At 72.4% G+C, this 20,668-nt stretch carries 19 protein-coding genes; 6 read left to right on the top strand and 13 right to left on the bottom strand.

Features of this window, described 5'->3' with window-relative positions; translation table 11 throughout:
* Positions 1 to 5: 5 nt before the first annotated feature.
* Positions 6 to 1,358 carry a class II 3-deoxy-7-phosphoheptulonate synthase gene (locus CTZ28_RS04560; protein WP_121887905.1) on the bottom strand — a complete coding sequence of 451 codons (1,353 nt, stop codon included), beginning with the start codon at positions 1,356 to 1,358 and terminating at the stop codon, positions 6 to 8.
* Positions 1,359 to 1,463: 105 nt separating this feature from the next.
* On the opposite strand from CTZ28_RS04560, the gene CTZ28_RS49455 reads away from it, so the two are divergent.
* Both CTZ28_RS49455 and CTZ28_RS04550 read left to right on the top strand, forming a co-directional pair.
* Positions 1,464 to 1,520: a trp operon leader peptide gene (locus CTZ28_RS49455; RefSeq protein WP_121888102.1), complete on the top strand. Its 57-nt coding sequence runs from the start codon at positions 1,464 to 1,466 to the stop codon at positions 1,518 to 1,520.
* 133 nt (positions 1,521 to 1,653) lie between these two features.
* Entirely contained in the window at positions 1,654 to 3,651 is a 1,998-nt protein-coding gene (locus CTZ28_RS04550) for an anthranilate synthase family protein (RefSeq protein WP_121887904.1), read from the top strand.
* A 267-nt stretch (positions 3,652 to 3,918) separates the two neighbouring features.
* Here the strand turns inward: CTZ28_RS04550 and CTZ28_RS04545 are convergent, their stop codons facing one another.
* The 4 genes from CTZ28_RS04545 to CTZ28_RS04530 form a co-directional block, all read right to left on the bottom strand.
* Positions 3,919 to 4,947 carry a 6-phosphofructokinase gene (locus tag CTZ28_RS04545; RefSeq protein ID WP_121887903.1) on the bottom strand — a complete coding sequence of 343 codons (1,029 nt, stop codon included), beginning with the start codon at positions 4,945 to 4,947 and terminating at the stop codon, positions 3,919 to 3,921.
* A gap of 205 nt (positions 4,948 to 5,152) precedes the next feature.
* Positions 5,153 to 5,830, bottom strand: coding sequence for a response regulator (locus CTZ28_RS04540; protein WP_121887902.1), 678 nt, complete (start codon positions 5,828 to 5,830; stop codon positions 5,153 to 5,155).
* A complete protein-coding gene (gene macS / locus CTZ28_RS04535; protein ID WP_121887901.1) occupies positions 5,827 to 7,053 on the bottom strand; it encodes a MacS family sensor histidine kinase in 1,227 nt (408 codons plus the stop codon). The genes CTZ28_RS04540 and macS overlap by 4 nt, the downstream gene beginning before the upstream one ends.
* Before the next feature lie 30 nt (positions 7,054 to 7,083).
* Positions 7,084 to 7,845, bottom strand: a complete 762-nt coding sequence (locus CTZ28_RS04530) for a lysophospholipid acyltransferase family protein (RefSeq protein ID WP_121887900.1) — start codon at positions 7,843 to 7,845, stop codon at positions 7,084 to 7,086.
* Between the two features lie 146 nt (positions 7,846 to 7,991).
* Between CTZ28_RS04530 and CTZ28_RS04525 the strand changes: the two genes are divergently transcribed.
* Together CTZ28_RS04525 and CTZ28_RS04520 are read left to right on the top strand one after the other, a co-directional pair.
* Positions 7,992 to 8,771: an alpha/beta hydrolase gene (locus tag CTZ28_RS04525; RefSeq protein WP_121887899.1), complete on the top strand. Its 780-nt coding sequence runs from the start codon at positions 7,992 to 7,994 to the stop codon at positions 8,769 to 8,771.
* On the top strand, positions 8,764 to 9,366 hold the full coding sequence (locus tag CTZ28_RS04520; RefSeq protein WP_121887898.1) for a hypothetical protein: 603 nt from the start codon (positions 8,764 to 8,766) through the stop codon (positions 9,364 to 9,366). The genes CTZ28_RS04525 and CTZ28_RS04520 overlap by 8 nt, the downstream gene beginning before the upstream one ends.
* A 217-nt stretch (positions 9,367 to 9,583) precedes the next feature.
* Here CTZ28_RS04520 and CTZ28_RS04515 read toward each other — a convergent pair whose 3' ends face one another.
* The 6 genes from CTZ28_RS04515 to CTZ28_RS04490 all read right to left on the bottom strand — a co-directional run bounded on the left by CTZ28_RS04515 (position 9,584) and on the right by CTZ28_RS04490 (position 14,670).
* Complete coding sequence (locus CTZ28_RS04515; protein WP_121887897.1) at positions 9,584 to 10,339, bottom strand: endonuclease/exonuclease/phosphatase family protein; 756 nt, start codon at positions 10,337 to 10,339, stop codon at positions 9,584 to 9,586.
* A 120-nt stretch (positions 10,340 to 10,459) separates the two neighbouring features.
* Positions 10,460 to 11,413, bottom strand: coding sequence for an ROK family glucokinase (locus CTZ28_RS04510; protein WP_121887896.1), 954 nt, complete (start codon positions 11,411 to 11,413; stop codon positions 10,460 to 10,462).
* A gap of 55 nt (positions 11,414 to 11,468) precedes the next feature.
* Positions 11,469 to 11,978: a DUF5304 domain-containing protein gene (locus tag CTZ28_RS04505; protein ID WP_121887895.1), complete on the bottom strand. Its 510-nt coding sequence runs from the start codon at positions 11,976 to 11,978 to the stop codon at positions 11,469 to 11,471.
* 102 nt (positions 11,979 to 12,080) lie between these two features.
* The gene (locus CTZ28_RS04500; protein WP_121888101.1) at positions 12,081 to 13,250 is read right to left on the bottom strand and encodes an ArsA family ATPase; all 1,170 of its coding nucleotides are present in this window, start codon (positions 13,248 to 13,250) and stop codon (positions 12,081 to 12,083) included.
* Positions 13,251 to 13,293: 43 nt separating this feature from the next.
* Positions 13,294 to 13,749 (bottom strand): SRPBCC family protein, encoded by a 456-nt coding sequence (locus CTZ28_RS04495; protein ID WP_121887894.1) that lies wholly within the window; start codon positions 13,747 to 13,749, stop codon positions 13,294 to 13,296.
* A 123-nt stretch (positions 13,750 to 13,872) separates the two neighbouring features.
* On the bottom strand, positions 13,873 to 14,670 hold the full coding sequence (locus CTZ28_RS04490; protein ID WP_121887893.1) for a metallophosphoesterase family protein: 798 nt from the start codon (positions 14,668 to 14,670) through the stop codon (positions 13,873 to 13,875).
* A gap of 314 nt (positions 14,671 to 14,984) precedes the next feature.
* Between CTZ28_RS04490 and CTZ28_RS04485 the strand changes: the two genes are divergently transcribed.
* On the top strand, positions 14,985 to 16,781 hold the full coding sequence (locus CTZ28_RS04485) for an AMP-dependent synthetase/ligase (protein ID WP_121887892.1): 1,797 nt from the start codon (positions 14,985 to 14,987) through the stop codon (positions 16,779 to 16,781).
* A gap of 121 nt (positions 16,782 to 16,902) precedes the next feature.
* On the opposite strand, the gene CTZ28_RS04480 is transcribed toward CTZ28_RS04485, so the two are convergent.
* Positions 16,903 to 18,045, bottom strand: a complete 1,143-nt coding sequence (locus tag CTZ28_RS04480; protein WP_121887891.1) for a glycosyltransferase family 4 protein — start codon at positions 18,043 to 18,045, stop codon at positions 16,903 to 16,905.
* A gap of 166 nt (positions 18,046 to 18,211) precedes the next feature.
* Here CTZ28_RS04480 and CTZ28_RS04475 point away from each other — a divergent pair, with 166 nt between their 5' ends.
* Positions 18,212 to 19,441: a glycosyltransferase 87 family protein gene (locus tag CTZ28_RS04475; protein WP_121887890.1), complete on the top strand. Its 1,230-nt coding sequence runs from the start codon at positions 18,212 to 18,214 to the stop codon at positions 19,439 to 19,441.
* A 29-nt stretch (positions 19,442 to 19,470) separates the two neighbouring features.
* Here the strand turns inward: CTZ28_RS04475 and CTZ28_RS04470 are convergent, their stop codons facing one another.
* Positions 19,471 to 20,661: a hypothetical protein gene (locus tag CTZ28_RS04470; RefSeq protein ID WP_121887889.1), complete on the bottom strand. Its 1,191-nt coding sequence runs from the start codon at positions 20,659 to 20,661 to the stop codon at positions 19,471 to 19,473.
* Positions 20,662 to 20,668: the final 7 nt, after the last annotated feature.

Below are 20,668 nucleotides of genomic sequence, written 5' to 3'. Positions count from 1 at the left end.
GCCGGTCACTGGTCCCGGTACATCTCGGCGACGAGGAAGGCCAGGTCGAGGGACTGGCTGCGGTTCAGGCGCGGGTCGCAGGCCGTCTCGTAGCGCTGGTGCAGATCGTCGACGAAGATCTCGTCCCCGCCACCCACGCACTCGGTGACGTCGTCACCGGTCAGCTCCACGTGGATGCCGCCCGGATGCGTCCCGAGCGACTTGTGGATCTCGAAGAAGCCCTTCACCTCGTCCAGCACGTCGTCGAAACGACGGGTCTTGTGCCCCGAGGCCGCCTCGAACGTGTTGCCGTGCATCGGGTCGGTCACCCAGGCCACCACCGCGCCCGACGACGTGACCTTCTCCACCAGCTCCGGCAGCCGGTCACGGATCTTGTCCGCGCCCATCCGCACGATGAACGTCAGCCGGCCCGGCTCACGCTCCGGGTCCAGCCGGTCGATGTAGCGCAGCGCCTCCTCGGCCGTCGTGTTCGGGCCCAGCTTGATCCCCAGCGGGTTGCTGATCCGCGAGGCGAACTCGACATGCGCGTGATCCAGCTGCCGGGTCCGCTCGCCGATCCACACCATGTGCCCCGACACGTCGTACAGCCGCCCGGTGCGGGAGTCCACCCGGGTCAGCGCCGCCTCGTAGTCCAGCAGCAGCGCCTCGTGCGAGGAGAAGAACTCGACCGTCTTGAACTCCTCCGGGTCCGCGCCGCACGCCCGCATGAAGTTCAGCGCGTTGTCGATCTCCCGAGCCAGCTGCTCATAGCGCTGCCCCGACGGGGACGACTTCACGAAGTCCTGGTTCCAGGCGTGCACCTGCCGCAGATCCGCGTACCCGCCGGTGGTGAACGCGCGCACCAGGTTCAGCGTCGACGCGGACGTGTGGTACATCCGCTTCAGCCGCTCCGGGTCCGGGATCCGGCTGGCCTCGGTGAAGTCGAAACCGTTGACCGAATCACCCCGGTACACCGGCAGGGTGACCCCGTCACGCGTCTCGGTCGGCTTCGAACGCGGCTTGGAGTACTGGCCCGCGATCCGGCCCACCTTCACTACCGGTACCGACGCCGCGTACGTCAGCACGGCGCCCATCTGCAGCAGCGTCTTCAGCTTGTTGCGGATGTGATCGGCGGACACCGCGTCGAAGGCCTCCGCGCAGTCGCCGCCCTGGAGCAGGAACGCCTCGCCCCGGGCGACGGCCGCCATCCGGGCGCGCAGCTGGTCACACTCGCCCGCGAAGACCAGGGGCGGATACGACTCGAGTTCCGCGATCACTGCGCGCAGAGCCTCGGCGTCGGGGTACTCGGGCTGCTGCGCCGCGGGCAGGTTTCGCCAGGTGTTGCCAGCGCTCGCGCTGGTCTTAGCGTTCACGGTCACCCCGTAAACACTACGGGGTCGTGTCGCCATATTTTCCTCCGGCTCGACTGGTGAGACGGACCGACGGGCCCGTGGACGAGCGGACGGTGCTGTAGGGTTCCCGGCATGTTCGCGCATTCGACCCGCACCTGGTGGTGGACCGCTCCTTCGGCGGCCCACTGACTGCGCGTACGCACGACTTCGCGAAGGCCGCCCGAGGGGCGGCCTTCGTCGTTCACGGGGCCGTCCCTCTCCATCGACTCGCTCGGCACGCCCGGCCGAGCCCATCGAGACCACCGAGAAGGACGACGGACCCATGGACCTGCTGGACCTGCTGCACGACTCCCGCCCCTTCGCGCTGCTGCGCCGCCGCACGCCCGGCCGCGACGAGCACACCGTGGAACTGTTCGTCGGCCCGGTGCGCACCTGCGACCGGCTCGCCGACCTGCCCGACGAGGGCCTGGCCCTGGTGCCCTTCCGGCAGATCCGGGAGCGCGGCTTCGACGTCCGCGACGACGGGACGCCCCTGGTCGTACTCACCCCCGAGGAGACCTGCGAGATCCCGCTCGCCGAGGCGCTGGAGCAGCTGCCCGCGCACGCCGTACGCGTCACCGGCGGGGGCTTCGACGTCGGGGACGAGGAGTACGCCGGGATCGTCGACCGGGTGCTGCGCGAGGAGATCGGGGCGGGCGAGGGCGCCAACTTCGTCATCCGGCGGACGTACGAGGGCGAGATCCGGGACTTCACCCGGGCCGACGCCCTCGCCCTGTTCCGGCGGCTCCTGGAGGGCGAGCGGGGTGCGTACTGGACCTTCGTCGTGCACACGGGCGATCGGAACGGGCCCGACGGGGCTTCCGCGGACGGGCGGCGCGGGGAGCCGGGCGGGCGGACGCTGGTCGGGGCCAGCCCCGAGGTGCATGTGCGGATGTCCGGCGGCACGGTCGTGATGAACCCGATCAGCGGGACCTACCGCTACCCGGAGGGCGGACCGACCCCGGAGCATCTGCTGGACTTCCTCGCCGACGGCAAGGAGATCGAGGAGCTGTCGATGGTCGTCGACGAGGAACTGAAGATGATGTGCGCCGTCGGCGACATGGGCGGGGTGGTCGTCGGCCCCCGGCTGAAGGAGATGGCGCACCTCGCGCACACCGAGTACGAGCTGCGCGGGAAGTCGTCGCTGGATGTGCGGGAGGTGCTGCGGGAGACCCTGTTCGCGGCCACCGTCACCGGGTCGCCGGTGCAGAACGCCTGCCGGGTGATCGAACGGCACGAGGTCGGCGGGCGCGGGTACTACGGCGCCGCGCTGGCCCTGCTCGGCCGGGACTCCGGCGGCGCGCAGACGCTGGACTCCCCCATCCTGATCCGCACCGCCGACATCGACGCGGCCGGCCGGCTGCGCGTCCCGGTCGGCGCGACGCTGGTGCGGGGTTCGGATCCGGCGAGCGAGGTGGCGGAGACGCACGCCAAGGCGGCGGGCGTGCTGGCGGCCCTCGGCGTCCGGCCGGGCCGGCCGCGCGCGGAGGCGGCGCGGCCCCGGCTGGCCGACGACCCGCGGGTGCGGGCGGCGCTGGACGGGCGGCGGGCCTCGCTCGCGCCGTTCTGGCTGCGGATGCAGGAGCACACGCCGGTCCTGAGCGGGCATGCCCTGGTCGTGGACGGCGAGGACACCTTCACGGCGATGCTGGCGCATGTGCTGCGCTCCGGCGGTCTTGAGGTGACCGTGCGGCGCTATGACGAGCCGGGGCTGCGGGAGGCGGTGCTCGGCCACGAGGGACCGGTGGTGCTGGGGCCCGGCCCCGGCGATCCCTCGGACCTGGCCGACCCCAAGATGCGGCTGCTGCGCGGGCTGACCGCCGAGGTGCTCCTCGCCCGGGCCCCGGGCTCCGCTCGGGCAGGGGGGACTCCCCCGCACCGGCACGGTGTGCTCGGGGTGTGCCTCGGGCACGAGCTGATCGCGGCCGAGTTGGGGCTTGAGATCGTCCGCAAGGAGGTCCCGTACCAGGGGGCGCAGACCGCGGTCGATCTGTTCGGGCGCCGGGAGACCGTCGGCTTCTACAACAGCTTCGTGGCGCGCTGCGACGAGGACGCGTACCGGGAGCTGGGCGCGCACGGCATCGAGGTGAGCCGGGCCGCGAACGGCGAGGTGCATGCCGTTCGGGGGCCCGGGTTCGCGGGCGTGCAGTTCCACCCGGAGTCGGTCCTGACGCTGAACGGGGCGGCGATCGTGCGGGACCTGATGGCTGGGCTGCGGGGCCGTTCCCACGAGGGTGGGGGTTCGGAGGTTGCTCGCGGTACGTCGAGTGCGGGGGTGTAGTTGGGGGGTTGGGGGGCTGCTCGTGGTTCTTCGGGTGCGGGAGTGTGCTCGTGGTTCTTCGGGTGCCGGAACGTGGGGGCTGAGCGCGCAGTTCCCCGCGCCCCCTTCGGGGGGCCGCCCGCGGACGGCGTTGACACGCGAGGGGGTTCGGGGGCTGCTCGTGGTTCTTCGGGTGCGGGAGTGTGGGGGCTGAGCGCGCAGTTCCCCGCGCCCCTTTCGGGGCGCCACCCGCGGACGGCGTTAACAGGTGAGGGGGTTGGTGTGGCGTCAGCCGAAGAAGACTCCGGCCTCCTCGTACAGTTTCGGGTCCACCGTCTTCAGTTTGGCCGTGGCCTCGGCGATCGGGACGCGGACGATGTCGGTGCCGCGCAGGGCGACCATCCTGCCGAAGTCGCCGTCGCGCACGGCGTCGATGGCGTGCAGGCCGAAGCGGGTGGCGAGCCAGCGGTCGAAGGCGCTCGGCGTGCCGCCGCGCTGCACATGCCCGAGGACCGTGGTGCGGGCCTCCTTGCCGGTCCGCTTCTCGATCTCCTTGGCCAGCCATTCGCCGACGCCGGAGAGCCGCACGTGTCCGAAGGAGTCCAGCGACTCGTCCTTGAGCACCATCTGGCCGTCCTTGGGCATGGCGCCCTCGGCGACGACCACGATCGGGGCGTACGACGCCTTGAAGCGGGAGGTCACCCAGCCGCACACCCGGTCGACGTCGAAGCGCTGCTCGGGGATGAGGATGACGTTGGCGCCGCCGGCGAGGCCGGAGTGCAGGGCGATCCAGCCGGCGTGACGGCCCATCACCTCGACGACCAGGACGCGCATATGCGATTCGGCGGTGGTGTGCAGCCGGTCGATCGCCTCGGTGGCGATGCCGACGGCGGTGTCGAAGCCGAAGGTGTAGTCGGTGGCGGAGAGGTCGTTGTCGATGGTCTTCGGGACGCCGACGCACGGCAGGCCGTACTCGTCGGACAGCCGCGCGGCGACGCCCAGGGTGTCCTCGCCGCCGATCGCGATCAGTGCCTCGACCTCCTGCTTGACAAGGTTGTCCTTGATGCGGCGGATGCCGTCCTCGACCTTGAGCGGATTGGTCCGCGAGGAGCCGAGGATGGTGCCGCCGCGGGGCAGGATGCCGCGCACCGCGGGGATGTCGAGGCGGACGCTGTCCCCTTCGAGAGGGCCCCGCCAGCCGTCCCGGAAGCCGACGAAGTCATAGCCGTACTCCTGCACGCCCTTGCGGACGACGCCCCGGATGACGGCGTTGAGCCCGGGGCAGTCACCGCCTCCGGTCAGTACTCCGACCCGCATGGAAATCTCCCTTCGCCGCGGTTGCTGGTGAAGGGAACGCTAATAGTGATCCAGGTCACTTCGGGATGGGCGGGATGGTCAATTCCACTGAATTACGGCCCAGTTGATCATTCCGGACCCGTCCGGATCCACTCGAAAGAGTGGACACCGGGACATAGTGTCCATTTTCCGCATATCCCCCGTTCGTTTCTAGTTCATGCCCCGTTCATTCCTCGTCGAGTCCGCGCTCTATCGCGTACCGCACCAGCTCGACCCGGTTGTGCAGTTGGAGCTTGCCGAGGGTGTTCTGCACATGGTTCTGGACCGTGCGATGGGAGATGACGAGGCGTTCGGCGATCTGCTTGTAGCTCAGACCCTTGGCGACCAGGCGCAGCACCTCCGTCTCACGGTCGGTCAGCCGCGGCGCCTTCGGCTCGTCGGCGTCCGGCGCCGGTCCCGGCTCGGCGGCCAGCCTGCGGTACTCGCCGAGGACCAGTCCGGCGAGGCCGGGCGTGAACACCGGGTCGCCCACCGCGGTCCGGCGCACCGCGTCCAGCAGGTCCTCCGTGGACGCCGACTTGAGCAGATAGCCGGTCGCGCCGGACTTCACGGCCTCCAGGACGTCCGCGTGCTCACCGCTCGCCGAGAGCACAAGGACCCGCAGCCGCGGGTCGGCGCCGACCAGTTCCTTGCAGACCTGGACCCCCGGTTTCGCCGGCAGGTTGAGGTCCAGAACCAGCACATCGGGACCGGCCGCCAGGGCGCGGCGCACCGCCTGCTCGCCGTCCCCGGCGGTGGCGACCACCGCGAAGCCGGCCTCGGACAGGTCCCGGGCGACCGCGTCGCGCCACATGGGGTGGTCGTCGACCACCATGACCTTGATCGGGTCCTGCTGCTCGCTCATCGCTTGTCCGCCTTCCCCCATGCCTGCGCGGCGTCCTTCGGAACCTTCAGTTCGACCTCCGTGCCCTGCCCGGGCACCGAGCTCAGTTCGGCGCTGCCGCCCAGGTCGCGCAGCCGCCCCCGGATCGAAAGGGCCACCCCGAGCCGCCCCTCGCCCTCGGCCTGCGCGAGCCGTCCCTCGGGGATGCCGGGCCCGTCGTCCCGTACGGTCACGACGATCTCGTCGGGCTCGTCCTCGACCAGGATCCAGGCCCGGGCGCCCTCCCCCGCGTGCCTGCGGACGTTGTCCAGGGCGGCGCCGACGGCCGCGGCCAGTTCCCGTGCGGCGGCGGGCGGCAGCGGCACCGGGGCGCCGGGCTCGGCGAGGCTGACCCGGGCGCCGGCGTACGGGGCGAGCAGCGCGCGCAGATCGACGGGTCCTGCGGCGTCGTCCGGCTCCTCCACGACCCGTACGACCGCCCCCTCGGCCGTGTCCTCCGACGCCCGCGGGACCGGCACCAGCCCCCCGGCGACCAGCGTGCGCAGCGCCACCTCCTGCTCGCCGGCCAGCCGGCCCAGCTCGGCCGCCTCCCCGCCGATGACCGCGCCGCGCCGCTGCACCATCGCCAGCACCTGGAGCACGCTGTCGTGGATGTCCCGGGCCAGCCGCTCCCGTTCCCTGGTCGCGGCCTCGATCTCCAGGGCCCGGGCGAGGGTGCGCTCGGAGGCGCGGGCAACCTCGACGACGTAGCCGATGGCGATGGAGGCGACCCACACGAGGATCACGTTGTGCACGGTGTCGCGGGCCGGGCTGCCCCGCTCGACCAGGTTGGCGGCGGCGACGGCCGTGGACGCGAACGCCGCCCAGCGCCAGCCGCCCTTGACAGCGAAGGCCAGCACGGAGCCCGCGGTCCATATCGACGGCAGCGTGGGACCGCCGTCGGCGACCCGCTCATGGGCGTCGGCGACCGGCGTGAGGAGGATGCCGGTGAGCGCGATCGTCAGGTCGGCGGCGAGGAACCGCCGGGTGCAGCTCGCCGCGTTGCTCACCCTGGGCAGGGTGGCGAGGGTCCACACGGACAGGACGCCGTAGTAGGACAGGGCGAGCCAGGGCCGGGTGAACCCGTCGTAGGCGGTGGCGAACAGGCCGATGGCGTACAGCATCGTCAGGACGCGGTAGGCGGCGAGCGCACGCCACAGCGGCTGCTCGACCGACATCCTCATGACGCGTTCGCGTCTGGGCATCTCCCCCACCCCCCGGCCCGGCAGTCGCGCCTAAGCCTGCGTCCCGCGCCCGTCCGCCGTGTCGTTCTGGTCCCGCTGGTCCCGCAGGTCCTTCTTGGCCGTCTTCGCGGCCTCCGCGAGCTGCCGCTTGGCGGCGGTCGCGTAGATGTCGACGTACTCCTGGCCGGAGAGCTTCATGATCTCGTACATGACCTCGTCGGTCAGCGCGCGCAGGACGAAGCGGTCGTGCTCCAGGCCCTGGTAGCGGCTGAAGTCCAGGGGCCTGCCGATGCGGATGCCCGGCCGCATCAGCTTCGGGACGACCTTCCCGGGCGGCTGGATCTTCTCCGTGTCGATCATGGCGACCGGGATGACCGGCGCGCCGGACGCGAGCGCCACCCGCGCCAGGCCGCCGGGCTTGCCCCGGTACAGCCGGCCGTCGGGCGAGCGCGTGCCCTCCGGGTAGATCCCGAACAGCTCGCCGCGCTCCAGCACCTCCAGGCCGCTCTTGACCGCCGCCTCACCCGCGCCGCGCGCGCCGGAACGGTCCACGGGGAGCTGCCCGACCCCCTTGAAGAACGCTGCCGTCAACCGGCCCTTGACTCCGGGGGTGGTGAAGTACTCGGCCTTGGCGATGAAGGTGACCTTGCGGTCGAGAACCGCGGGCAGGAAGAACGAGTCCGAGAAGGACAGGTGATTGCTCGCCAGTATGGCGGGGCCCGTGGCCGGAATGTTCTCCAGGCCCTCCACCCAGGGCCTGAAGGCGACCTTCAGCGGCCCCCCGATGGCGACCTTCATCGTCCCGTACAACAACCGCGTGCCTCCCGTTTCCGTCGATCAGACCTTAACCCGCGGAACCGCCAATGGACCCGACGGCCCTGGTCGGTGTCAGTGCGGTCGCGTACGGTGAAGCAGAACCCGCAGTCATTCACGTCGCTCTCATGAACAGGAGACATCACGTGCCGGTTCTGCCCGGAGCCGAGCCGTACCGCCACGAGGGCGGAGAGGTGGGTGTCCTCCTCTGCCACGGCTTCACCGGCTCTCCCCAGTCGCTGCGCCCCTGGGCGACGCACCATGCCGCGCACGGTCTGACCGTGTCGCTGCCGCTGCTGCCCGGACACGGCACACGCTGGCAGGACATGCAGCTCACCACCTGGCAGGACTGGTACGCGGAGGTGGACCGCGAGCTGCGGCTGCTGCGCGAGCGCTGCCGAGTGGTGTGCGTGGCCGGCCTGTCGATGGGCGGGGCGCTGGCCCTGCGGCTGGCGGCCCGGCACGGGGACGCGGTCGCGGGCGTCGTGGTCGTCAACCCGGTGAACAGGATGCACGGCCCGGCGGCGTACGCCCTTCCGGTGGTCCGGCACCTGGTGCGCTCGGTCAAGGGGATCACCGACGACATCGCGAAGCCGGGCCCCACGGAAGGGGGGTACGACCGGGTGCCGCTGCACGCGGCGCACTCCCTGCGGAATTTCCTGCGCCTGGTCGACGGTGAGCTGCCGCAGGTCACCCAGCCGCTGCTGCTCCTGCGCAGCGCGCGCGACCATGTGGTCTCGCCGGCCGACCCGGTCCGGGTGTTGAGCCGGGTGTCCTCGACGGACGTGACCGAGGTCGTGCTGGAACAGAGTTACCACGTCGCGACGTTGGACCACGACGCGGACCGGATCTTCGAGGAGAGCCTCGCCTTCATCGGCCGGCTCGCACCCAGTGTCGGCAAGGAAGGGACGGCCGCAGTTGGCTGAGCACGACTCCGACCGCGAGGATCGCGAGCCGGACGAGAAGGGCGTGCCCTTCGACGAGGATGCCGCCTGGGCGGCGATCGTCGAAGGGTACGGCGACGAGCCGCCCGACCCGCCGGGTGCCAAGCCGTTCAAATCGGTCGAGGACCTGGCGGTGCTCGAAGGGGACACGAACGACGGCGACGGCACCGCCGACGGCGAGGGCGCGGCCGGCAAGGACAGTGGCGAGGGCGCCGACGCGAAGGGGCCCGCCAAGCCGCTCGGCAGCTCCGTCGCCTTCGCGCCCGGCGTCGGCCCGCGCGACTACGCTCCGTCCGAGCCGTCCGACGACGACTTCGACGAGGACGACGAGGGCCACTTCGTGCCGCCCGAGCCGCCGCCGCTGCCCGCCGCCGACACCACCGCCAAGTTCGCCTGGCTCGGTGTGGTGGGCGGGCCGATCCTGCTCCTGCTGGCGGTGCTGCTCGGCTGGGACATGACGTGGTGGCTGGCGACGCTGGGCATCGGCGGCTTCCTCGGTGGCTTTGTCACGCTGGTGACGCGGATGCGTACGGACGACGACGAATCCGATGACCCCGGTCGCGGAGCTGTGGTCTGACGCCCGGGTCCGCCCCCACGGGGTGGCGGTGCCGCCTTGGCCGGTTGCGCAGTTCCCCGCGCCCCTAGGGGGTGGGTGCGTCAGGTCGTGGGGTGGGTGCGGCGCCATCGTGGTTGATCGCGCAGTTCCCCGCGCCCCTAGGGGGTGGGTGCGGGGTCGTTGTGGTTGATCGCGCAGTTCCCCGCGCCCCTTTGGGGCGCCCGCCCTCGCCCCGGACTTAAACCCCCGGGACCCGCAGAGCGCCCAGTACCGGGAAATGGTCCGTTGCCGCCCGTAGGTCCGTGTCCGTCACTCCGGGCAGACCCAGCGGCACCCCGCACCCCAGCACCTCGACCCCCTTGGTCGCAAAGATCGCGTCGATCCGCTGCCGCGGCTCCGTGGGTGTCGAGGTGTACTCGCCGCCCCAGGGCGCGGCGGCCCGGCAGTCCCGCAACCCCTCGGCCAGCCGCCGGAAGGTGCGGCCGTCGGGACGCTCGTTGAGGTCGCCGCCCGCGACCGCGTGTTCCACGCCCATCCCGGCCAGCCGGTCCAGCAGCATCCCGCCCTGCTCGTACCGCTCGTCCCGCTGCAGGCTCAGATGGCAGCTGAGCACACCGAGCCTGGCGCCGCCGAACCGTACGACGGCCGTGGCGAAGCCCCGCCGGTGCCGTCCCGGGGTGAGCGGGAGCAGCACGTCCTCAGTCCGTTCGACGGTCGCCCGCAGCGTGCACAGGATCGCCGGTCCCGCCGCCGTACCGCCCCCGGAGAGGATCACCTGTCCCGACGCGGCCGCGAGCCGGGCCAGCTTCTTGCGCCAGCGGAAGAACCGCGGGGCCTCCTGGACGAGGACCAGGTCCGGGGCGCAGGCGCCGATCACCCGGGCGAGGGCGGCGGTGTCGTCGCGCATCGAGCGGATGTTGTAGCTGAGGACCCGGATGATCGCGGAACCGTCGGGTTCGGTCCGGGAGTTGGGCAGCGGCGGGGGTGTCGGCATGCGGATCAATCTACTGGGGGGCCACGTCCATGACGCCCACCAGCCCGGGACGCGGGTTCCCGTGCGACCGCCGGCTGTCCTCGGCTCGTCGCGCGGTCGCCCGCACCCCGCACCGGGCCGTCACATGATCGGGTCGGGTTCCCTGGCCAGGTCCGCCGCGCCGACCAGGCCCGCCTCGTTGCCCAGTTGGGCGGCGATGACCTCGGCGACCGGCCGCCAGTTGCCGCCGACCAGCCAGCGCTTGTAGGACTTGCGGATCGGGTCGAGGACCAGTTCGCCCTCGTCGGAGAGGCCGCCGCCGACGATGAACGCGGACGGGTCGAACAGGGAGGCCAGATCGGCGAGGCCGGCGCCGGCCCAGCGGGCCAGTTCGCGGTAGGAGTCGACGGCGACCGGGTCGCCCTGACGGGCGGCCATGGAGATGTGCTTGCCCTCGATGCCGTCCGGGGTGCCGTCGCCGAGGCCGAGCAGGATCTCGGCGTTCTCGGGGGTGGCTTTGGCACGCTGCCTGGCGTATCTCACCAGGGCGCGGCCCGACGCGTACTGCTCCCAGCAGCCCTGTGAGCCGCAGCCGCACAGCAGGCCGTCCGGGACCATCCGGATGTGGCCGAACTCGGCGGCCACGCCGAAGTGTCCGCGGCGCAGCTTGTTGCCGATGATGATGCCGCCGCCCAGGCCCGTGCCGAGCGTGATGCAGATGACGTTGCGGTGGCCCTTGCCGGCGCCGAACTTGTACTCGCCCCACGCGGCCGCGTTGGCGTCGTTCTCCACGACGACCGGGAGGGAGACGCGGGCCTCGACCTTCTCCTTCAGCGGCTCCTGGCGCCAGTCGATGTTGGGCGCGAAGTACACGGTGGAGCGCTGCCGGTTGACGTAGCCGGCCGCCCCTATGCCCACGCCGACGATCTCGTGCCCCGCGCGGGCGCCCTCCACCGCCGAGGCGATGGCGTCCACGATGCCCTCGGGCGTGCCCGGGGTCGGCACCTTGTGGGTCGAGAGGATGTTGCCTTCCTCGTCGACCACGCCGGCCGCGATCTTCGTGCCGCCGATGTCGACGCCGATGGTGAGTCCCATGAATCCCTCAGTTCCGGTCGAGCCCCGCTACGGCCAACCGTACCCGAGGGGGCCGTCAGTCCAAGTCGATGCGTTCGCCTGGACCGGTGCCCTCGCCCCGGTCCTTCCCGTGGTCCTCGGGGCCCTTTCCGTCGCCCTCGGGGCCGTCCGCGGAGGTCGTCCAGCGGCGCTCCTGGGACTGGACGGCCGACCGGTAGGCGGCGAGGAGTTCGTTTCCGGCCGCGGCCAGGTGGTCGAAGACGTCCGGGTTGCGCTCTATCACGGGTTCGACCGCCGCCTTGGCCTGCTGCACGACCTGCCGCACCACCTGCTGGGCTGCGGGCCCGGCGACCGCCCCGAGGAGCGGGTTCTGCAGACCGGACAGCCGGTCGGCGACGGCGTCGACGAACTTGCGCAGTTCCTCGGCGGCCGAGCCCGGGGGCGGGCCGTACTCGGCGCGGCGGCGGGCCTTCTCCGCGGCGAGGTCCTCGGCGCAGGCCGTGGCCCAGGCGTCGGCGTCGGTCGCCCGTACCTCGTCGGCCGGCTGTGGCTCCAGGGCGTCCGGTGTGGGGCGCTCTTCGCTCATGACGGACTCCTGACTACGGTTCGTCTCTCCGACGTTACCCGAACGGGCGCGCGTGGTTCAGCGCCCTCCGGCGTCAGTATGCGCGCGGCCACGGCTCCGGTGTCAGCGCTCGCGCGGCCACAGTTCCGGGTCGGGGGCGAAGCGGATGCGCAGCGCCCCGTCCTGCAGTGCGGCCCCGGCGACGGTGCAGCGGCGCAGGGCGGACGGGAGCGGAACGATTCGGCGGAACCGGCCCACGGTGACGACGAGTTCGTCGCCGCGCCGGACCAGGTCGAGCTCGTCGCGTATCGCGCCGGGCAGCGGAATGTGCCAGACGAGCACGCCGTCCTCGGCGATCCGGTCGGTGACGGGCCACTCGACGGGGCCGGGTGCCGTGTCGCCGCCCGGCACGGCGAGCGCGGCGAGGTCGTCGGTGCCGCGCGGGTCGCGGCCGAGGTGCGCGACCGGGTGGACGTCGTACGACTGCTGCCAGTCGGCGAGGGCCTTGCGCTGCTGGGCGAGGAGCCCGGCCGGCCAGGTCTCCGGCCCGGTCTCGGGCAGCACCCGGTTGGCGATCAGCGCGTCGGTGCGCAGGCCGCGCAGGGCGAGACCGAGGGCGGCGGTGCGCACGGCGTCGGCACCGGCCGGGCCCGGTTCGGCGACGAGCCGTACGGTCGTGGCGCGGTCCCGCAGGACGGCCTCCACGGCGGCCAGCTCGACGTCCCAGCGGGCTGCCGTCTCGTACAGCCACTCGGCGGGCATCGGAACGCCCGCGAGGCGGCCGAGGACGGGGCGCAGGGCGCGGGCCGCCTGGCGCTCGGGTGGCAGCAGCCGGCGCAGGTAGCGGCGCAGTTCCTCGGGGAGGGCGAGCAGGTCGAGGGCGCGCGGGGCGGGCGGAAGGTCGACGACGAGCAGGTCGTAGCGCTCGGAGAGGGCGGCGTCGCGCAGGGCGCGCAGGACGGACAGCTCCTCGGCGCCGGGGAGGGGGGTGACCTCCTCCGGGTCGAGGCGGGCGGCGCCGAGCAGGTCGAGGAAGCCCGTGGCACGGTCCTGGAACGCGGTGAGGTCGTCGCGGAAGCGGGCGGCGGCGTCGGGGCGCCAGGCGGTGAGGCCGGGTGCGGCCCGGACGGGGTCGGGTCCCGTCGGCGTGCCCAGCACGGCGCCGAGGGCGTCCGCGCGGTCGGCGCTCAGCACGAGGGTCCGGGTGCCGGCGCCCGCGGCGCGCAGGGCGGTGGCGGCGGCGACGGTCGTACGGCCCGAGCCGCCCGGACCTGTGATCAGGATGGTGCGCATGGGGGTGAACGCTACCCGCGCGTGCCGGCCCGGCACGCCGCCGCTACTTCTCCCCGGGCTTCTCCCCGGACTCGACCCGCTTCTTCAGTCCCGCCAGCGCGCGGTCGATGATGACCTTCTCCGCCTTGCGCTTGATCATGCCGAGCATGGGGATCTTGACGTCCACGGTCAGCCGGTAGGTGACCTCGGTGGCGCCCGCGCCGTCCGCTGCGAGGAGGTAGGTGCCGTCGAGGGAGCGGAGCATCTGGGACTTCACCAGGGTCCAGGAGACCTCGCGGTCGCCGGTCCAGGTGTAGGCCAGGGTCTGGTCGTCCTTGATCGCGCCGGCGTCCATGACGAGGCGGACCTGCTCGGCGCGGCCCTGGCCGTCCGTCTTGAGGACCTCCGCCTCCTTCACCTCACCGGTCCAGTCCGGGTAGCGGGCGAAGTCGGCGATCACCCCCATGACGTCGGCGGGGGCCGCCTCAATGGTGATGCTCGAGCTGGTGTGTTCCGCCATCGCCGTGGCTCCTCCGGATGCGGGCCGGTGCAGACCGGTACAGAGAGGTCGTCGTGCGCACGTGTGTGCAGCGTGAAGGCTACCGCGCGCCCGAGCACCGGTTTCACCCCGTCCGCGCGCCCCTCACCATTCGAGCGCCCATGGCCGGCCCGTACCGGCGAAGTGCCCGACGTTCACGCATTCCGTGGCGCCGATCCGCATCCGCCGTACGAGCGGCTGGTGGACATGGCCGAACAGCGCGTAGCGGGGCCGGGTGCGGCGGATCGCGTCGAGCAGCGCCCGGCTGCCCCGCTCGAACCGGCGGGCCACCGTGTCGTACACGAGTTCCGGCACCTCGGGCGGGATGTGCGTGCACAGCACGTCGACCTCGCCGACCGCCTCGATCTTCGCCGCGTACGCGTCGTCGTCGATCTCGTACGGCGTCCGCATCGGGGTACGCAGCCCACCGCCGACGAAGCCGAAGGTCCGGCCGCCGATCTCCACCCGTTCGCCGTCCAGGACCGTGGTGCCGGGCCGGGTGTACTCCGGCCACAGGGGTGGCATGTCGACATTGCCGTAGGTCGCGTACGTCGGCGTGGGGAAGGCGGCGAACAGCTCGGCGTACTGCCGGCGCACCGCTTTCTCGACGGCGGCGGCCCGGTCGGTGCCGATGCCCGCCCACAGCCGGGCCCCGAACGCACGTGCCTCCTCGAAGCGGCGGGCGGTGCGCAGTTCGACGATGCGGTCGGCGTTCCGCACGCCGAACAGGTCGGGGAAGATCCCGCGCGAGTGGTCGGCGTAGTCGAGGAAGAGCACGAGGTCACCGAGGCAGATCAGGGCATCGGCGCCCTCGCCGGCCCGGGCCAGGTCGCGGGCGTTGCCGTGCACGTCGCTGACCACATGGACGCGAGTCCTTCGGTTACCGACGGGTGTGGGTGCCATGGCGATCAAGGGTATGCCTGTGCGACGGACGTGAACAGTGGCGTCCGGGCCTGCGGCTACTGGCCCGTCAGGAAAACCGTGGACTACTGTGCGCGCAGGAACACCAACCTGTGTGACGCAGCGAACATCTCGCCGGGCCCCCTGTCGAAGAGCCCATACCGGCGGGTAACGTCCGGGCAGTCCAGTCATGCTCTGGATTTCAACCAACGGGCCGGGAGGCCCCTGGTGGGTACCGGAGCACCTGCCCGAGCCTTGGACCGCACCGTCGCAGCACACACTGTCGTGGCGCCGGCGCCCTATGAGGAGCAGCAGTCTTGCGCGAGTTCAGCCTTCCGGCTTTGTACGAGGTCCCTGCGGACGGCAATCTGACCGACATCGTCCGCAGAAACGCCGCGCAGCATCCCGATGTCGCCGTCATGGCCCGCAAGACCGGCAGCGGCTGGCAGGACGTGACGGCCGAGGCGTTCCTGGCCGAGGTGCGCGCCGCCGCCAAGGGGCTCATCGCGTCCGGCGTCCAGCCAGGCGACCGGGTCGGCCTGATGTCCCGCACCCGCTACGAGTGGACGCTCCTCGACTTCGCGATCTGGAGCGCGGGGGCGGTCACCGTGCCGGTGTACGAGACGAGTTCGCCGGAGCAGGTGCAGTGGATCCTCTCCGACTCGGGCGCCACCGCCTGCATCGTGGAGCAGGACGGCCACGCCGCCGCCGTGGACGCGGTGCGCGACCGGCTGCCCGCCCTCAAGCACGTCTGGCAGATCGACGCCGGTGGCGTCGCGGAGCTGGAGCGGCTGGGTCAGGACCTCACCGACGCGACGGTCGAGGAGCGCAGTTCGCTCGCCAAGGCCGACGACGCGGCGACCATCGTCTACACGTCCGGCACGACCGGCAGGCCCAAGGGCTGTGTGCTCACCCACCGGGCGTTCTTCGCCGAGTGCGGCAACATCGTCGAGCGGCTGCGCCCGCTGTTCCGCACCGGCGAGTGCTCGGTCCTGCTGTTCCTGCCGCTCGCGCATGTCTTCGGCCGGCTGGTGCAGGTCGCGCCGATGATGGCGCCGATCAAGCTGGGCAACCTCCCGGACATCAAGCACCTCACGGACGAACTGGCCACGTTCCGCCCGACGCTGATCCTCGGCGTGCCCCGGGTCTTCGAGAAGGTCTACAACGGGGCGCGCGCCAAGGCGCAGGCGGACGGCAAGGGGAAGATCTTCGACAAGGCCGCGGACACCGCGATCGCCTACAGCAAGGCGCTGGACACCCCGTCGGGCCCATCGCTCGGGCTGCGGATCAAGCACCGGGCCTTCGACGCGCTGGTCTACGGCAAACTGCGCGCGGTGCTCGGCGGGCGCGGCGAGTACGCGATCTCCGGCGGTGCCCCGCTGGGCGAGCGCCTCGGCCACTTCTTCCGCGGCATCGGCTTCACGGTCCTGGAGGGCTACGGCCTGACCGAGTCCTGCGCGGCGACCGCGTTCAACCCCTGGGACCGGCAGAAGATCGGTACGGTCGGCCAGCCGCTGCCGGGGTCCGTGATCCGCATCGCCGACGACGGTGAGGTGCTGCTGCACGGCGATCATCTGTTCAAGGAGTACTGGAACAACGAGGCCGCGACGGCTGAGGCGCTGGCCGACGGCTGGTTCCACACCGGTGACATCGGCACCCTCGACGAGGACGGCTACCTGCGGATCACCGGGCGCAAGAAGGAGATCATCGTCACCGCGGGCGGCAAGAACGTCGCCCCGGCTGTGATCGAGGACCGTATCCGGGCGCATGCGCTGGTCGCGGAGTGCATGGTGGTCGGTGACGGGCGGCCGTTCGTCGGTGCGCTGATCACTCTCGACGAGGAGTTCCTGGGCCGCTGGGCGGCGGAGCACGGGAAGCCCGCGGGGGCCACCGCGGCGTCGTTGCGCGAGGATCCGGAGTTGCTCGCGGCGGTCCAGGAAGCGGTGGATGACGGGAATGTCGCGGTGTCGAAGGCGGAGTCGGTGCGGAAGTTCCGGATTCTGTCCGGGCAGTTCACCGAGGAGGCGGGGTATCTCACGCCGTCGCTCAAGCTGAAGCGGAACGTTGTTGCGAAGGACTTCGCCGACGACGTCGAGGCGCTCTACCGGAAGTAGGGGTCCTCGGCTCCGCCGGGGAGCGCGGGCGCCATCCGGGGTGGGTGGCTGATCACCGTTCGCGGGTGCGGGTGTGTTGTGGCTTGTCGCGCAGTTCCCCGCGCCCCTTTGGGGCGGGGTTTTACAGGAGGGTTTTTAGGTTTTGGGACAGTTGGTCCCAGCGCCAGGTTTTCTCGATCCAGGCTCGGCCTCGCTCGCCCATTCGGTGGCGTAGTTCGGGGTCTCCCAGGAGGGTGATGATCCGTTCGGCGGCCTCGTCAGGGTCGCCGCCGCGAACGACCCAGCCCGTCTCCCCGTCGAGCACCGCGTCGGGCGCGCCGCCCGAGTCCCCGGCGACGACCGGCAGCCCGGTCGCGGAGGCCTCCAGATAGACGATCCCGAGCCCCTCGACGTCGAGCCCGCCCCGCCGGGTACGGCAGGGCATCGCGAAGACGTCCCCGGCGCCGTAGTGCGCGGGCAGCTCGGACCAGGGCACGGCGCCGGTGAAGCGCACCGAGCCGGCCACCCCGGTGTCGCCCGCCAGCCTGCGCAGCTCCTTCTCGTACGGTCCGCCCCCGACGATCAGCAGCACCGCCTCCGGCTGCGCGGCGAGGATCCGGGGCAGGGCCCGGATCAGCGTGTCCTGCCCCTTGCGCGGCACCAGCCGCGAGACGCACACCACGACCGGCCGGTCGGTCAGCCCGAGCCGCGCCCGCACCTCCGTACCGCCGGACTCCGGATGGAAGGTCTTCTCGTCGACGCCGGGCGGCAGCTGCACCATCCGCCCGGCCGCCGCCGGGGTCAGCGCGGCGGCGATCCGGGTGCGCGTGTACCCGCCGAGGTAGGTGATCGTGTCGGTGGACTCCCCGATCCGGCGCAGCAGTTGCCGGGCCGCAGGCAGCTGGGCCCAGCCCGCCTCGTGCCCATGGGTGGTGGCCACCAGCCGCTCGGCGCCCGCCTTCCGCAGGGCGGGCGCCATCAGCCCGAGCGGCGCAGCCGCCCCGAACCACACCGAGGTGCACCCGTGCTCCCGCAGCAGCCCGGCCGCCCGCCGCGTCACCGCGGGCGTGGGCAGCAGCATCGTCGTGCGGTCGCGTACGACGGTGAAGGGCTGCTCGGCGTCGAAGGCGGCCGTGGCCTCGGCGCCGGCCCGGCCGCGCTTCCAGGTGGAGGCGTAGACGACGAGCCGCTCGGGATCGAGCCGGAGCGCCATGTTGTGCAGGAACGCCTGGATGCCGCCCGGCCGGGGCGGGAAGTCGTTGGTCACGATCAGGGTCTTGTGCATCACCGCCCAACCTATCCAACGCGCCCGCGTAACCGGAGGTGCACGCCGCATCGGCCATGGCCACGTCAGTCGGGCCATTTCGGAGACAGAGAGTGATCGTCTATCTTGTGTGACGTCGCTCACGCGGAGCCAAGACAAACTACAACGGACAGGGACCCAGGTGAACATGGCGGGCACGAGGTGGCCCCTGGCCGCACTGCTGGGGACCTGGGGGCTGACCCGGCTGTTGCTGCTGCTCTTCGTCCTCCGGGTGTTCGTCTTCCCCGGCGCGGACGTCACGACCGACGTGTCGGTGATCTACCACGGCTGGTACGAGGTGCTGCGCCACGGGACGTTCCCGCTGGACGACGTGACCTGGCAGTATCCGCCCGCCGCCGCGCTCGCCGTGCTCGCGCCGGGCACCCTGCCCTTCCTCGACTACCCCACCGCCTTCTTCCTCCTGGCCCTCCTCGCCGATCTGGCGGTCCTCTCCCTGCTCGGGTACGCGGGCCGGCGCCCCGGCAAGTCGCCGCGCGGGGCCTGGGTGTGGGTGGCGGGCCTGCCGCTGCTCGGCCCGACGGCCTATGCCCGCTACGACGTGATGGTGACCGCGGTGGCGGTGGCCGCGGTGTACGCGGGGGCCCGCCGCCCCCGGGTGATGGGGGCGCTGGCCGGCTTCGGGGCGATGGTCAAGGTGTGGCCCGTGCTGCTCCTGGTGGGTGCCGTGCGGCTGCGGGCGTGGGGCGCCGCGGCGGCCACCGCGGCGGGGGTGGCGGCGCTGTTCGCGGTCGCCATGCCCGGCGCCTTCGCCTTCCTCGCCTTCCAGCGCGACCGGGGCACCGAGGTGGAGTCGCTGGGCGCCCTGGTCTTCCATGTGGCCCGGCACTTCGGCTGGCGGGGCGAGGTGCTGCTGAACTACGGCTCGGTGGAGTTCCTGGGTCCGTACGTCGCTCTGGTGAGCACCGCCGCGCTGACGCTCGCCTGTGCCGTCTTCGGCTGGCTGCTGCTGTGGCGGCTGGCGGCCACCCGGTTCCGGCCGCACTCGCTCGCCGACGCCGCGTTCACCGCGGTGCTGATGTTCACCACGACGAGCCGGGTGATCAGCCCGCAGTACATGGTCTGGCTGATCGGCCTCGCCGCGGTCTGTGTGTCCTTCCGCGGCACCCGGATGGGCCGGCCCGCCCTGCTGGTCCTGGCGGCCACCCTGGTGACCGTCCTGGAGTTCCCGATCGGCTTCTCGCACGTCGTGGTCGGCGACTGGTACGGCACGGGGCTGCTGTTCCTGCGCAACGGACTGCTGGTCGCCGCCACGCTGCTCGCCGCCCGCCGGCTGTGGCGGTCCACGGTCCCGGCGGACCGCACGGCTCCCCTACCCGGCCTGCCCACCCGCACGAAGCAGGCTCCGGTCTCCCCCTGACCCAACGCGGCGCGCTAGCCGGGCGTCGGTCAGGTGAGTCGGGAGCGTAGGTAGGCCCGCCATCGGTCGGTGAAGTCGGGCAGGGTCGTGCCGAGTTCCCGGTGCAGTGCGTCCTCGACGGCGCCCGCCCGCTGCCCGTGCGCGCCGACCGCGCGGTAGAAGGCGTCGAGCCGGTCCTCGCCCCAGTGTTCGGCGATCATCCGGCCGGCCAGCCAGCCGCCCTCGTAGGCCCGGGCGAGCCGCGCGGGGTCGCCGGCGAAGCCGAAGTCCCCGTCGGCCGGCAGGTCGGCCGGAACCCGCCCGGCGCGGACCGCACGGGACAGCTCCGGCGCCGCCTGTACCGGTGTGCGCTCCGTGCCCCGGTAGCCGATCCAGTCCGCGTACCCCTCGGACAGCCACAGCGGGGTGGCCGGTGTGGTGTGCGCGCGGGTGGCCACATGGGTGGTCTCGTGGGTGAGCACCACCTGCTTGCCGGTGTCGCCGAGGAGGGCGAACGCCTCCGGATTGACCACGATCCGGTCCGCGGGGGCGCGGGCGGGGCCGCCCGCCTCGCCGGTGGTGACCGCGGCGATCCCCCGGTACGCGGAGGCAGGCGAACCGAGCAGGCCCGCCATCCCGTCCAGGGACCGCGGCACGAGCACGACGACCTGCCGGGTCCAGTCCGTGCCCCAGGCCCCGGACACGGCCGGGACCGCGCGGTCGGCGAGCCGCGCGTAGGCGTTCAGCGTCTGCGCGGACTGCCCGACCCCGAGCACCAGGCTGTGCGCGCCCGTGACGGCCGACACGGCGCCCTGGTCCCACAGTTGCTGGGCCGCCCTCGTCGCGGGCCGGTCGGAGTCGACGTACCAGCGTCCGTCGGCGGTGCGGCCGAGGACGAGGGTGCGGTCGGTGGTCACGGGGGCCCGGTCGTGGCCGCGGACCCGGTAGCTCAGCCGGGCCTCGGCGGTGACGTCGGCGCCGGTGCGCCGCAGACCGGTCACACGGTAGGTCCAGGACGCCAGCGGCACCGCGCGCAGCCGCGTGTACCCGGTGCGGGTGCCCGTCTCGGCGTACGCCGTCTCGTCGTGCCCCAGGAGGGCCGCCGCGCGCCGGTCGAGCACCTGCTGCACCTCGGCCCGCGCCGGGTCGGCCGTCGTCCGGCCGCCGCACCCGGCCAGCGGGACGAGCAGCAGGCACAGCGCGACGGCTCCCGAACGCCACCTCTGCCTGCGACCAGCCATCTGCCCG

Source organism: Streptomyces shenzhenensis, from assembly GCF_003688995.1.
Classification (GTDB): Bacteria; Actinomycetota; Actinomycetes; order Streptomycetales; family Streptomycetaceae; genus Streptomyces; species Streptomyces shenzhenensis_A.
This window is presented reverse-complemented; position numbering and strand designations above follow the sequence as displayed.

Coding starts and splice junctions, on each gene's coding strand:
- CTZ28_RS04550 (WP_121887904.1), top strand. CDS start 1,654: ATGGACCTGCTGGACCTGCTGCACGACTCCCGCCCCTTCGCGCTGCTG.
- CTZ28_RS04545 (WP_121887903.1), bottom strand. CDS start 4,947: ATGCGGGTCGGAGTACTGACCGGAGGCGGTGACTGCCCCGGGCTCAAC.
- CTZ28_RS04540 (WP_121887902.1), bottom strand. CDS start 5,830: ATGAGCGAGCAGCAGGACCCGATCAAGGTCATGGTGGTCGACGACCAC.
- macS (WP_121887901.1), bottom strand. CDS start 7,053: ATGCCCAGACGCGAACGCGTCATGAGGATGTCGGTCGAGCAGCCGCTG.
- CTZ28_RS04515 (WP_121887897.1), bottom strand. CDS start 10,339: ATGCCGACACCCCCGCCGCTGCCCAACTCCCGGACCGAACCCGACGGT.
- CTZ28_RS04510 (WP_121887896.1), bottom strand. CDS start 11,413: ATGGGACTCACCATCGGCGTCGACATCGGCGGCACGAAGATCGCGGCC.
- CTZ28_RS04505 (WP_121887895.1), bottom strand. CDS start 11,978: ATGAGCGAAGAGCGCCCCACACCGGACGCCCTGGAGCCACAGCCGGCC.
- CTZ28_RS04500 (WP_121888101.1), bottom strand. CDS start 13,250: ATGCGCACCATCCTGATCACAGGTCCGGGCGGCTCGGGCCGTACGACC.
- CTZ28_RS04495 (WP_121887894.1), bottom strand. CDS start 13,749: ATGGCGGAACACACCAGCTCGAGCATCACCATTGAGGCGGCCCCCGCC.
- CTZ28_RS04490 (WP_121887893.1), bottom strand. CDS start 14,670: ATGGCACCCACACCCGTCGGTAACCGAAGGACTCGCGTCCATGTGGTC.
- CTZ28_RS04480 (WP_121887891.1), bottom strand. CDS start 18,045: ATGCACAAGACCCTGATCGTGACCAACGACTTCCCGCCCCGGCCGGGC.
- CTZ28_RS04475 (WP_121887890.1), top strand. CDS start 18,212: ATGGCGGGCACGAGGTGGCCCCTGGCCGCACTGCTGGGGACCTGGGGG.
- CTZ28_RS04470 (WP_121887889.1), bottom strand. CDS start 20,661: ATGGCTGGTCGCAGGCAGAGGTGGCGTTCGGGAGCCGTCGCGCTGTGC.